10 protein-coding genes are annotated in these 12,872 nt (G+C 65.0%); 6 read left to right on the top strand and 4 right to left on the bottom strand.

The window, feature by feature from the left end; all coding sequences use genetic code 11:
* The first annotated feature begins 5 nt into the window (after positions 1–5).
* The 4 genes from GUY37_RS05360 to GUY37_RS05345 all read left to right on the top strand — a co-directional run bounded on the left by GUY37_RS05360 (position 6) and on the right by GUY37_RS05345 (position 5,259).
* Positions 6–455, top strand: a complete 450-nt coding sequence (locus GUY37_RS05360; RefSeq protein ID WP_228278380.1) for a TadE/TadG family type IV pilus assembly protein — start codon at positions 6–8, stop codon at positions 453–455.
* The gene (locus GUY37_RS05355; RefSeq protein ID WP_228278379.1) at positions 448–897 is read left to right on the top strand and encodes a hypothetical protein; all 450 of its coding nucleotides are present in this window, start codon (positions 448–450) and stop codon (positions 895–897) included. The genes GUY37_RS05360 and GUY37_RS05355 overlap by 8 nt, the downstream gene beginning before the upstream one ends.
* Position 898: 1 nt before the next feature.
* The gene (locus GUY37_RS05350; protein ID WP_166823144.1) at positions 899–1,372 is read left to right on the top strand and encodes a pilus assembly protein TadG-related protein; all 474 of its coding nucleotides are present in this window, start codon (positions 899–901) and stop codon (positions 1,370–1,372) included.
* Positions 1,373–1,512: 140 nt separating this feature from the next.
* Positions 1,513–5,259 (top strand): FtsK/SpoIIIE domain-containing protein, encoded by a 3,747-nt coding sequence (locus tag GUY37_RS05345; protein ID WP_166823140.1) that lies wholly within the window; start codon positions 1,513–1,515, stop codon positions 5,257–5,259.
* A 1-nt stretch (position 5,260) separates the two neighbouring features.
* On the opposite strand, the gene GUY37_RS05340 is transcribed toward GUY37_RS05345, so the two are convergent.
* Positions 5,261–6,322: a GNAT family N-acetyltransferase gene (locus tag GUY37_RS05340; RefSeq protein ID WP_166823137.1), complete on the bottom strand. Its 1,062-nt coding sequence runs from the start codon at positions 6,320–6,322 to the stop codon at positions 5,261–5,263.
* Between the two features lie 44 nt (positions 6,323–6,366).
* Between GUY37_RS05340 and GUY37_RS05335 the strand changes: the two genes are divergently transcribed.
* The gene (locus tag GUY37_RS05335) at positions 6,367–7,176 is read left to right on the top strand and encodes a purine-nucleoside phosphorylase (RefSeq protein ID WP_166823134.1); all 810 of its coding nucleotides are present in this window, start codon (positions 6,367–6,369) and stop codon (positions 7,174–7,176) included.
* A gap of 61 nt (positions 7,177–7,237) precedes the next feature.
* Complete coding sequence (locus tag GUY37_RS05330) at positions 7,238–9,064, top strand: phospho-sugar mutase (protein WP_166823132.1); 1,827 nt, start codon at positions 7,238–7,240, stop codon at positions 9,062–9,064.
* Positions 9,065–9,292: 228 nt separating this feature from the next.
* Here the strand turns inward: GUY37_RS05330 and GUY37_RS05325 are convergent, their stop codons facing one another.
* From GUY37_RS05325 to GUY37_RS05315, 3 genes are read right to left on the bottom strand one after another with little or no spacing between them, the layout of a single operon-like run.
* Positions 9,293–10,369, bottom strand: coding sequence for an isocitrate/isopropylmalate dehydrogenase family protein (locus tag GUY37_RS05325; protein WP_166823129.1), 1,077 nt, complete (start codon positions 10,367–10,369; stop codon positions 9,293–9,295).
* Positions 10,366–11,751 (bottom strand): MFS transporter, encoded by a 1,386-nt coding sequence (locus GUY37_RS05320; protein ID WP_166823126.1) that lies wholly within the window; start codon positions 11,749–11,751, stop codon positions 10,366–10,368. The genes GUY37_RS05325 and GUY37_RS05320 overlap by 4 nt, the downstream gene beginning before the upstream one ends.
* Positions 11,748–12,863 carry an Ldh family oxidoreductase gene (locus GUY37_RS05315; protein ID WP_166823124.1) on the bottom strand — a complete coding sequence of 372 codons (1,116 nt, stop codon included), beginning with the start codon at positions 12,861–12,863 and terminating at the stop codon, positions 11,748–11,750. The genes GUY37_RS05320 and GUY37_RS05315 overlap by 4 nt, the downstream gene beginning before the upstream one ends.
* Positions 12,864–12,872 lie beyond the last annotated feature (9 nt).

The following is a 12,872-nucleotide window of genomic DNA, read 5'->3' as shown; positions in this document are numbered from 1 at the left end:
AGGCTGTGACCGGAGATGAAGAGACCGAACGGGGCAGTCGGATGATGGCCGCCTCGGCACCGGTCGCAGGCGAGCGCAGCGATTCGGGATCGGCCGTCGCCGAGTTCGCCCTCATCGCCTCCCTGCTGGCCCTCATCTTGGCCGGGGCGCTGCAGATCGGTCTCGTCATCCACGTCAGGAACACGGTCATCGACTCCGCCATCGCCGGAGCGAGGCAGGCGAGCCTGGCCGATCAGACTCCTCGCGACGGGCAGGAGCTCACACGCGACCTCATCCGAGTATCCGTGGGCGAGCGCTATGCCCGGAAAGTCACCGTCACGACGTCACAACGCGGTGTCGTCGAGATCGTCGAGGTGCGAGTGAATACCCCGCTCCCCGTCCTCGGACTGTGGGGACCGGCCGAGATCTGGGACCTGCGCGGACGGTCCATCGTCGAGGATGTCGACCGTGACTGAGTCCGAGTCCGGTCGGGGTGTCGCGCCCGACGACGCAGATGGAGGAACTGCGGTCATCGAGTTCATCTTCGCCTCCATCGTCCTGCTCATTCCGGTCATCTACCTCATGCTCACCCTCTCCCAGATGCAGGCCGCCAGCTACGCGACCACCTCGGCGGCCATGTCGGCCTCCCGAATCGCCGCTCGCGATGCGAACCCGTCGGAGGCTCGTGCCCACGCCGTTGCGAAGCTGCATTTCGCGGACTTCGGACTGCGTGATGCGCCGACTTCCATCACCTACTCGTGCACCGGACCCTGTGGACAAGCCGGGTCCCTCGTCACCGCGCGTGTCGAGACGAAAGTGTCGCTGCCCGGGTTCCCACTCCTCTTCGGCTCCGACCGGTCACCGCACATCACCCTGCGCGCGAACCACACCGACGTCGTCGCCACAGGTCGTCGCTGACATGCCGACCACAGGGAACTACGATTCGGAGCGGCCCGAAGAATCGCAGATATGCCATGACTCGGATGCCGGGTCGATCACCCCATTGGCCATCGGCTTCGTCGTCATCGCCTTGCTGCTGGCATTCCTCATCGCGGCCCTGACCGATCTGCACATGGCCCGCCGTGAGCTGCAGGGACTTGCTGATTCTGCGGCGCTGGCGGCCTCGGACTCGTTCGAACCGGCTCCCGGTGACGAACCCGGTCTCGTGTTCTCACCTCCCGCGGCCAAACGAGCCGCCGGCCGGTACCTCGGCTCAGTCCAGAATCCGAAGAACATGCACAATCTGCGTCTGAGCGCCGATGCCGATGGGACGCATTCGGTGCGCATCCGCATCGAGGCTCGCTACTCACCGGCGCTGCTCTCACCGTTCGTGCCCGGGCTCATCGACCTCCGAGCCACCGCCTACGCCCGGGGCGCCCTCCGCCTCGACTGACAGCCCCGGTCGGCTCCGACACCGATTCCTGTGGACCCGCACCCCACTCAATCATTCTGCGGCTGTGGATGGCCGCACCGTGTCCACAGGCTCTTCTTCGCCTCTTGCCCGAACCACGCGGCCACCGCGAATCTGTGCTCATGAGAACCCTGGGACTCATCCACCGCATCGAGACGAACGGAACCGTCACGAGCACCAGCGTCGAAGCCGAATCAGGCCGACCGGCATTCCACGTCTTCCGGTCTGTCTTAGGATCGGAGCTGACGCACAGGGACCTCGCTGTCGGCAACCGGCTCGAGGGCCACAACCTCGAGTCGATCAGCTGGGGCCACTGGCAGAAGCTCAACCCCATCACCGTCGTCGGGGCGGATTCTCTGCGCACCATCGACACCTCGGCCGACTCCGAACTGTCGGCCGTGTCCGTCCTGGCAGGGCCGGACTCGGGCTTCACTCTGACACTCGACCCACGACGCGCCCGCCTGTCCCGGCTGCCCCACGCCGATTGCCTGACCGTCATCGACCCCTGCATCTCCCGCACCCCTCAGCCGCTGTGCCTCGACGCCACAAGCGCCCGGCCCGCAGTCCAAATGGGTGCGAGCGTGCTCGCACCGGGCACAGCAGACGGCTCATCCGCGCGCGCTTCATCCTCGGCCGCTGGTTCGCCTCCGCCGATCCGGTCCCCGCCGCTGCACCGCAGCGACGACACGCATATCGCGCCGAAGACGATCGACGATCCCCGACCGGCCAGGCCCCCACAGTGGTGGACGTTCCTCATCCCCGTGGGCATCGGCGTGGTGCTGGCCATGGTCACCGGAATGTGGTGGTTCCTGCTCTTCAGCGTTTCCGCCCCGCTCTCCGGATGGGTCGCCTACCTGGTGGAGAAGAAGCGCTTCACCCGCGACAGCGCACAATGCCGACTCGAGCGTGACGATGCCCTGGACGAGGCGCGCACACGGCTGCGCCACCTCGAAGGGACGCACCGGCGCGCGGTTCTCTCCTCCCCCGGTCTGTGCATCGGGTTCGGGACGGTCTTCGCCGACCTCACCATCGACGAACAGCTGCAGGACGGAACCGACCACGTCGACGGTCGAGTCGTCTTCGCTGAAATGCCGATCCGCATCGATCCGCGAACGACGACGGTCACCGTCAGCGGGTCACCCGCCGTCTTGCGCACCATGGCCTTCGCATGGCTGGCTGATCGTCGGTTCAGCTGGCAGCCGGGCCCCGAACTCGCACTGCTGCCGGAACTGGCCGGCACCGAGTTCTTCGGCGACCGTTCCTCGAACACGGCTCGGTCAGAGTCCGGCCCCGACAACAACGTCGATGATCCCATTGCGATCACCCTCGACGAGGCGACCCAGCCCGCCGTGCTCACCCTCGCCGCCCCGCATTCCGGCTCCACTGTCTCGATGACGGTGGGCAGTCTCGCGCAGGCACGCACCGCTTCATCGACCGCACCCGGCGGCCCGGTGCCCGGGCGGGCGCTCACCGCCGCCCTCATGCCCGCCGCCCGATTCGTCACTCTCCACCGCAGGCTCAGTGCCGAAACCGGACCCCGAGCCTGGCCCGACCACGGACTCGGCGAACTCTGCGACGATGCGCCCGAGGCCATCAGATCACGATGGTCTCGGCCCGTCTCGGGACCGGTGATGATCGGCCGCGGAACCGACGGCGAGGTCGGAATCGATCTGTTCGCCGACGGACCACACGCTCTCGTCGCCGGCACCACCGGCAGCGGAAAATCCCTGCTCCTCCAGACATGGCTGCTGGCGATGGCCCTGGCACAGCCGCCTCGGCGACTGCGGTTCGTCCTCATCGATTTCAAGGGCGGGGCCACGTTCGCACCGTTGCAGGAGCTGCCGCACACCGACAGCGTGCTCGACGATTTCGATTCCGGGCTCGCGTTCCGCGCCCTCGTCTCGGTGCGTGCCGAGATCACCTACCGTGAACGGCTGCTGGCCGAGCACGGGCGCGCCGATGTCGCCGATCTGACCGATCCGCTCCCACGCCTCATTGTCGTCATCGATGAGTTCCATGCGCTGATGGCCAGCCATCCGCGCGCCGCGGACCTGCTTGAACACCTCACCGCTCTGGGCAGATCCCTCGGTGTCCACCTCATTCTCGCCACTCAGCGACCCATGGGAGTCGTGACCGGTCAGATGAAGGCGAACATCAACATCCGCGTCTGCCTGCGGGTGCGCGATGAGACCGATTCCTTCGACGTCATCGGCACCGAGGCGGCCGCCTCTCTGCCCGCGGACAAGCCCGGCGCCGCCTGCCTGGACTCCGGGATCAGCGTCACTCGGTTCCGCGTGGCCGTGCCGTTCGGACATGACACCCACACCGAGGCGGCCCTCCGTCCCCGTGTGCGGCCCTGGGCTCAGGGACCGATTCCGTCGCTGGCCACCGGTGTGGAAGGAGTGCACGTCGACAACATCATCGCAGCGGCCGAGGACAGCACCATGGCCGGAAACGGTGCTGCGGTCGGGGCCGACGAGGTGGCTGTGAATCCTTCGTTCAACGGGCAGCGACGACAGGTGGTGTTGCCGCCGTTGCCCGAACCGGACGAGATGAGGGCCGGGCCAGGAGAGGAGCCGGCCGGGACGGTCACGGGGATCATCGATGTTCCCACGGAACAGCGGCAGCAGACGTGGACCTTCGACCCCGATGTCGACGGTTCGGCGATCCTCACAGGCGGCAGCGCCGAAACCATGGAACATGTGCTCGTGAATATGGCACGGGCGAGTGCTCGGACCCGGCGGATCATCGCAATAGGCAGGATCGCCGCGGCCCTCGACTGGGCCGAGATCAGCTGCGGAATGAACACCGGCTGGCAGATTCAGGCGATCCTCGACCACCTCACCGCAGGAATGGGCACGGTCAAGATGTCGCAGGACTGTGCCGGCTCCCGCACACAACCAGCTTCGGGGACGCACCGACACCCGCCGAGCCTGCTCGTGTGCAGCAATTGGGCCGAATTCGTCGACTCGCTCGATCACTACTGGGCCGAACGCGCCGAACGTCTGCTCGGACACGGTGCCGGATCGGATCTCGTGTTCCTGCTCGCCGGCTGCCGGAACATGACGAGCAGGAGCTCTCGGTTCGCCACCCAGATCATCTTCCCGCCCGAGGCCGGCGAAGACGGGACGAGCGTCGGACTCAGCCGGCAGCGGTTCGCCGGTACGTGGCCGGACTTTCGCGCCGTCATCCGCGGCCCCCGCGTGCAGGCCGCCGGCGGGGACGGAGCCGATGTGCAGTTCGTGCCCGCTGCCGCGGCACTGAGCACACCTCCCGAACCTGGGAAAGAACAGTCCATCCTCGGCGAGGCCTTCCCCGAAAAGCTCGCCCGGGAAGGTTTTACGCCGCGCTGGACGGGACTCGTCGGACCGCCGCCTCCCGTCCGATCGAGAGCAGGCGGCGATCCGCTCGACGCCATCACCGCTTCCGACGTCGTCCCCGTCGGCGTCGATGCCTTCGGCGACCTCGTCACGTGGAATCCCCTGCGAGATGGCTCGGTTCTCACGGTTCGCGGTTCACCGCAGAGCGGCAAGAGTGAGTTCGCGGCTCTCGTGGGCACCCTCGGAGGAATCACCGTCCACGATGATGCCCACCGAGAGCCAGAACCTGTCGACTGGGATCTGCTCGACGGGTGCTTCCATGTGCTCACCGTGCCGACACGGTTCACTCCCAGCTATGGTTCGCCTCTGGCCAAGGCGCAGAATCTCGGGCCCCTGCTCGTGCTCGGTGTGCACACCAGGCAGGATCTCACCGGGCTCGGGCTGATGAGACAGGCCCCCATCGACGGACTGCCGGGGACGGGCTGGTTCGTCACCGAGGACCAGGCTCGCCCTGTCCGACTCTTCACCGCCGACGAGAGTCGAGCCTGAATCAGCTTGCGTCGGCAGGAGGTCCCGACAGCGTCTCATAACGGTAGAGCTCGGTGGCCGTGCCCGTCTCGAGCAGACGATCCGCGAGTGCCGAGATCACAGGCATTCCGCTCGTGACCTCGATGACGACATCGGCGTCGACCGACAGTCGGGCCAGCAGCAGTTCGGCATCCGCGACCGCAGCGGCGAAGTCCTCGCCGGTCGTGTCGGCGGCATCATCGCGGGTCTCGAACATCGATCCGAGGATGAGTTCGGTCGGGGCTTCCTCCACGGCCTGATCGACGATGGCCCGGCCCTCGCCCTGACCAGCACCCGGCTGACCTGCCCCCGTACCGGCGTCCGGTTCACCGGCCGACGGCACGGTCCCGGCGGTCTCATCGGCTTCCCTGGCATAGGACACGGCGAAGGCACTGAGCCCACCCGCCTCGGCGGTTCCGGCCGCACCATTCAGCAGCGCGGCACCATGAGCTCCGGCCGCCTCGGAGAGGAAGGCGCTGTTCACCTGTCCAATGGTCAGCGGACCGACCGCATCGTCACGATTGACGGCGGTGTACCAGTCAAGGAACGCCTTCGTCAGCTTCACCGAACCCGTCGCCACGATCTCGAGGTCCTCGGCACGACCGCCTCCGGCCGGCGGCAGAGCACCGGCGGGGACCTTGATCACGCGGGTCGTCGTCAGCGAGGTGAATCCGAGCGCCCGAGCGAAGCCTTCGCCCGGGCTGCCGGCCTGCACACGGGCCCGCAGATCGAGGCCCTCGAGCGCGGTTCCCCGCGTCTCCGCGCACACTGCCTCGAACAGTTCGCGCCCCTGACCCTGCCCCTGCTCCTCGGCGGCCACCTCGACGTGGACCCACGCCCGGTAGGGGTGCAGCGGGGATTCGGCGATGGCGGCGGCTCCGACGGGAACGTCGGGGACCACCTCGGCGATGACGGAGCGGATCAACGGCGAATCCGAGGACGGACGGAACAGGGACCTGGCCATATGACCGGCCGGGGTGGTCGCGTCGGCGAACACCTCATTCAGGCGCAGATCGTCACCGTCGTTCAGCTCTCGAATCGGCATGTGCTCGCTCCTTGGGCGGTGGGGAACTTGATAATCTTGGCGTCATGACTGACTTAAGCGATCCTACCGCCGCCGCGCACGCCGCGGCCACGACCATCAACGCGAACGCGGGCATCGAATCCCATGCCATCGCTCTCGTCCTCGGCTCCGGTTGGGGCGGGGCGGCGGACCTCCTCGGCGAGACCGTCGCCGAGATCTCCGCGGCGGAAGTCCCCGGTTTCCACGCTCCCGCGGTCGAGGGTCACGGTGCGACCCTGCGCACGGTGCGGATCGAAGCCAGCGGCAAACATGCGCTCGTCCTCGGATCGCGCACCCATTACTACGAGGGCAAGGGTGTGCGCGCGGTCTCCCACGGAGTGCGCACCGCGGCCGCGGCCGGCTGCTCCTCGCTCGTGCTGACGAACGGCTGCGGCGGGCTGAACCGCAACTGGGCGCCCGGCGCCCCGGTGCTCATCTCCGACCACATCAACCTCACCGGGACCTCCCCGATCGAGGGCGCGAACTTCATCGATCTCACCGATCTGTACTCCCCGCGCATGCGTGCCATCGCCAAGGAAATCGACCCGACGCTCGACGAAGGCGTGTACGCGCAGTTCCGCGGACCCCATTACGAGACCCCCGCCGAGGTGCGCATGGCCGGGGTCCTCGGCGCTGACCTGGTGGGCATGTCGACGACGTTGGAGGCCATCGCCGCACGTCAGGCCGGGCTCGAGCTCATGGGCATCTCGCTGGTGACGAACCTCGCCGCCGGCATCCAGGAGACCCCGCTCTCCCACGCCGAGGTCATCGAAGCCGGAGCCGCAGCCGCCCCGCGCATCTCCCGTCTGCTCGCCGACATCGTCGCGAAGCTCTGAGACGGCCAGCCCCACTCCGCACTCGCCCACCCCGCCACCGCGAATTCGCAAAGGACCTCATATGACCCGCGTAGCCGACCGCTTCACGAATGGATTCGACGCCGAGGTCGTCCGCGCCTGGATCGCCGACGACCCCGATCCGCAAACGGCCATCTCCTTGGAGCACATCCTCGCCGAGGCCGAGAGCGGCGACGAGGCCGCGATCGCCGACCTCGAGGACCGGTTCTCAGGCCCCCTCGTCTTCGGCACCGCCGGTCTGCGCGGCGAGATCGCGGCAGGGCCGAACCGGATGAACCGGGCCGTCGTCATCCGTGCCGCCGCCGGGCTGTCCGCGTTCCTCGCCGACACCGTCGGTGAGGGGTTCCAAGTCGTCATCGGGTGCGACGCCCGGTACAAGTCCGCGGAGTTCGCCGCGGACACCGCCGCTGTCATCACCGCCGCCGGTGGAGTCGCGATCCAGCTGCCCGAGCAGCTGCCGACCCCGCTGCTCGCCTTCGCGCTGTCGCATCTCGAGGCAGACGCCGGTGTCATGGTCACGGCCAGCCACAACCCACCGACCGACAACGGCTACAAGGTCTACCTGGGCGAACGGCCCCTGCAGGCAATCGAAACCGATCCGGCCGCGGCTGAGGCGGGTGCCGGAGCTCAGATCGTCAGCCCTGCCGATGCCCTCATCGCCGAGAAGATCGCGGCCGTGGAATCCGTGGAATCGGTGCCGCGTGCCGAATCCGGGTGGGAGCACCTCGACGAGTCGATCGTCGAGAACTACTTGTCGCGCATCGACGATCTGGGGGTGAGTGCCGAAGCGGATCTCTCGATCGTGCTGACCTCACTGCACGGCGTCGGTGCCGGAGTCGCCGAGGCGGCGCTGACCCGCACCGGCTTCACTAACCTCCACCCGGTGGCTTCCCAGCAGGCCCCGGACCCGGACTTCCCGACGGTGTCGTTCCCGAACCCGGAAGAGGCCGGGGCACTCGACGAGTCGTTCGCCCTGGCCCGTGAGGTCGGAGCCGAACTCATCATCGCCAACGATCCGGATGCCGACCGGTTCTCCGCCGCCATCCCCGATGCCTCGGCAGCCACCGGCTACCGTCAGCTGACCGGCGACGAGGTGGGGCTGCTGTTGGGTGAGGATGCCGCGAACCGACTGGCCGATGGTACGCATCATGCGCACGGAGCGACTGCGCCGGTGTTCGCGAACTCGATCGTGTCCTCCCGCGGTCTTGCGGCGGCGGCTGCCAGCCACGGATTCGCTGCGGCGAACACGCTCACCGGGTTCAAATGGATCTCCCGCGTGGCCGGACTCGTCTTCGGCTACGAAGAGGCACTCGGCTACTGCGTCGACCCGGCTGCAGTGCGCGATAAGGACGGCATCTCTGCCGCCGTGACGTTTGCAGCGCTGACCTCGCGTCTCAAGGCGGCGGACAGCAGCATCGAGGCCGAGCTCGACCGGATCCGGGGCCGCGACGGCTACTTCGCCACCGCTCCCTTGAGTTTCCGCCTCGACGATGTCTCCCTCATCGCCACGGCGATGGCCAAGCTGCGCGAGAATCCTCCGGCCACACTTGCCGGCTCCCCGGTCGCCGAGGTCCACGACCTGTCGGCAGGGTATGGGGGGCTGCCGCCGACCGATGGAATCCTGCTCCTCTCGGAGTCGAACTCGCGGGTCATCGTGCGTCCTTCGGGCACCGAGCCGAAGCTCAAGTGCTATCTCGAGGTCGTTGCCGAACCCTCGGAACTCCAGGCTGCGGCCGAGGCCGATGCACGTGCTGCGGCCAGCGCCGGAGTGCGCTTGTCGGCCACCTCGGCGAGTGCTTCACTCACACCAGCACTCAAGGAGCGTCTGGCCTCGATCACCACCGAGCTCAAGGCCTTCTTCGGCCTCTGACCAATCCAATTTTTCGCTCAGGATGTCGGGACAAAAAAGTAGTGTGGCGACGAACGTCAACAGTCGTGCTCCGAGCTCAGGTGGCGACGCCTTGCAAGCCGTCGCCACCTGAGCTGAGCGGCCGTTCCGGCACCTTGGTCCCGTGGCGTCAGTGCGTCACTGCATCGAGAACGTCTATTTTGCCCTTGCCGAGGAGTAACGGCACTGTTGATGTATTCCGGTTTTGTGTCAGAGACGCTCAATCACTGCCCGAGTGAAGGCTCTCGTCCCAAGCACACCGCCCAGATCCCTAGTGCGTGTGGCCGGGTTCTTCACGATAGCCTCGACGGCCCGCTTGATGTCCGCCGCGGCGGACATCAAGCGTTCGTCGTTGAACTTCACGGATATCCATTCCAATAGCATGGCCGCGGATCCGATGAGTGAGGAAGGGTTGGCCACGTCCTGATTTGCCAGCGTTGGGGCAGAACCATGTTGGGCTTGTGCCACGGCGTGTTCGTCGCCCACATTCAGCGACGCTGCCAATCCTATGCCGCCACTGATCTCCGTAGCCTCATCGGAGAGGATGTCGCCGAACATGTTAGTCGTGACTACAACGTCGAAGTCATCCGCCTTACGGATAAGCAGGGCAGCCATAGCATCCACTAGTTGCTCCTCATACTGCACCTCGGGGAATTCTTCCCGAACTCCTCGCATGACGTCCAAAAACAGGCCGTCAGACATACGTAACACGTTGGCCTTGTGAACTGCAGTTAGCTTCTTGCGTCGTGTCTGCGCCAGTGCGAAGGCGTAGCGGGCGATGCGCTCAGAACCGGCACGGGTTACCTTACGCATGGCCATGGCCAGGTCCGGAGTGGGCATAAACTCTCCCGTGCCAGCATACATAGTGCGGTCAGCGTAGAACCCTTCGGTGTTCTCGCGAACGATCACTAGGTCCATGGTTCCGGGAACACGGCTGGGCAAGCCGCCTACCGTCTTGGCCGGGCGTACGTTGGAGTATAAATCCAACCTCTTACGCAGGGTGCCGGAGGGGTTGACGCCTCCCTCGTCTGCACTTGGGTACTCGTTGTGAGAGACAGGGCCAAGTATCACCCCATCCGCATCGCGGGCCCTCTCGAAGGAGGACTCCGGCATGGTGGTGCCCACTGCGTGCAATGCCTCGAAGCCAATTGGTAGGCGACGGGGTGCCCATGCAACGTCATATTTGACTAGCGCAGCGGTCACGACGGCCAGTGCGGCGTCCACGGTCTCCGGCCCGATTCCGTCACCGGGCAGGACAGCGATATCCAGAGTCTTCCGCGCGTTCATGCGTTTTCCTTCAAAGTCTTGAGACCGCCTACGTCTCCAGAGATCTCTGCGGTTTCTGCGATCCAACGGCGTCCGCAAATCAAGGTGATGATCAGCGTGACCGCTGCGAAGAACATCACGTAAATGGCGAAAGTTGTTGGTTTACCGCTGAAAGAATTCAGCCATACAGCCACGAACGGTGCGGTCCCGCCGATGATGGATTGCGCCAAGTTGTACGACAGACCTCCCGCAGTCACTCGAACTTTCGCTGGGAAGAGTTGGCTCAATGAGAGCAACATAGGCACTGCCAGCAGTCCCTTGGTTCCGCCCAGGATGATGGCACCGATGAAGCCCCCAATCACACCGTGACTTGCCACGCTAAAGCCGGGGATCGTCAAAGTGATCGCCGCGACCATAGACACGATCAATGTGGTCCGCAAACCAAATCGGTCCGCCAACGGCGCGTATAGGAAGATGACCACGACGATCGCGGCACTGGCTACGAGGTTGGCCCCGTTAGCTTCAGTGGAACTCATATCCGGGTTGTTCTTCAGGAAGGTGGGTAGGTAGTTGGTCAGCATTGTGGAGAACACGGCCCAAATACCCAGGAAGGCGGTGAAGCTCAGGACACGCTTCCAATACAAACGAAAGGTGTCTGCAACGGGTGTGGCGTGCACGTCGTTCCGGTTGCGCTCGATCTGCAGACGCTTAAATTCTGCACCTTCCTCAGTTCGCTTGCGTACATAGAGACCGATCATGCCGAAGGGAAGAGCCAGAAGGAAAAGGACCCGCCAGCCGTAAGTAGAATACGCGTCTCCTGGCAACAGGGTGAGCAATGTGGATAGGCCCGCTCCCACAAGGAAGCCAACGAAGGTCATGGAGGTCATGACACCGACTGAACGAGCTTTGCGCCCTGTGGGCCCGTGTTCGTACACGAAACTGATGGCGGTCGAGTACTCTCCGCCTGTACCCATGGATTGGACCACCCGCAAGATCAGCAATATTGCAGGAGCCGCCCACCCGATGGCGCCAAACCCGGGGGTCAGACCGATGAGGCCCGTAGCTACGCTAGTCATGATTATGGTGATTGTGAGGGCGTGTTTTCGGCCCACGCGGTCCGCAATGTTGCCGAAGATCAACCCACCAGCCGGGCGCAGAATATAGGAGATGGCAAAGAGCGCGTAAGTATTCAGCAGTGCGAAAGTCGGGTTTAGGCTATTTGGAAACATCTGTTCCGCTATCACGGTGGCTGCGATTCCGTAAACTCCGGCGTCGTACCATTCAACAAAATTGCCGGCGGCTGCCGCTGTGATCATCCGACGACGCTGTCGCGGACTCAACTCATCGTGCTCGAAATCCACGCGGCCCGGAGCCAGAGGATTAGTGTTTGCGTGTGTGTTCATGATCCGACCTCCGTCTGGAGATGCAGTGCAGCAGGAACCTCGAGGCCGAAGCGTTCGCCCACCTCGACAAGTTCGACCGCAGTCGTGCGACGTAGAGAGATACCTTGTTCGACGGCGCGCTCATGTAGGGAGCGCTCGATGTCGCCGGGAGCGAACACGCGCTCGAAGCCCGGTGCGGCCGGGGACTCGCGCACGTATTCAGCGATCGCAGTGGCTCGCGAGCGGACGCTGTCGCCCGTTCCGAACGCGGATGCATCAATGATCAGGTAGAAGTTGCCGACTGTTACATCCGCGTCCACGTCGGTCTGGCCCACACCAGTAAAACCCGCATGTTTGATGTCTTGAGTCAGGTGTGCGCCGGTCAGGCCTGAGGAGAGCATTTCCACCAGGAGCGATAGTGCAGACCCCTTATGTCCGCCGCTCGGCAGTACTGCACCGCGAAGGGCCTCGTCCGGGTCAGTTGTCGGGCGGCCATCAGCGTCGATTGCCCAGTTCTCCGGTAGCTGCTCACCGCGGTCTTTGAGAAGCTTGATTTTGCCACGAGCGGCCATGGACTGAGCAAAGTCCAAATTCAACTCGGGGTGTTCACTTCCCGGGGCCGCAAAAGACATGGGGCTGTTGCCCACTCGCGGAACACGGCCGCCGAAAGGTACTACCGAAGCGGAACTGGAACTCATAGCCAAGGCAATGAAACCCCGGTCGGCGGCGTACCGGGTGTAAAAGCCAGCCGCACCGAAGTGGGCGACATTTTTGACGCCCACCAGCGCAACGCCAAGCCTTCTGGCGCGCTCCATTCCCATCTCGACGGCTCGGATACCAACGGGAGCACCGAAGGCACCGTCGGCATCAATCAACAACGCTCCAGGTGTTTCTGCGACGATGTACTCGTCCGGGGCGGCCTTTACCTGGCCGCTTTCCAATTGACGCGTATAAGAGGTGACTCGGGCAGAACCATGTGTCGCGGTGCCGTGACTGTCGGCGTCGACGAGTGACTCGGCCAATATTGCGGCGTCCGCGCTCCTCATCCCGAACTTTTCAAATATCTGGGTGATGTAGGTTTCCAGGGCATCGACGGTGAGGGTGCTGTCCAGGGGCTCGGTAGAAATGATCATGTTTGAGAA

The sequence above is a fragment of the Brevibacterium limosum genome (assembly GCF_011617705.1).
Taxonomy (GTDB): Bacteria; Actinomycetota; Actinomycetes; order Actinomycetales; family Brevibacteriaceae; genus Brevibacterium; species Brevibacterium limosum.
Note: the sequence above shows the minus strand (reverse complement) of the source record. Positions and strands in the feature narration are given on the sequence as shown.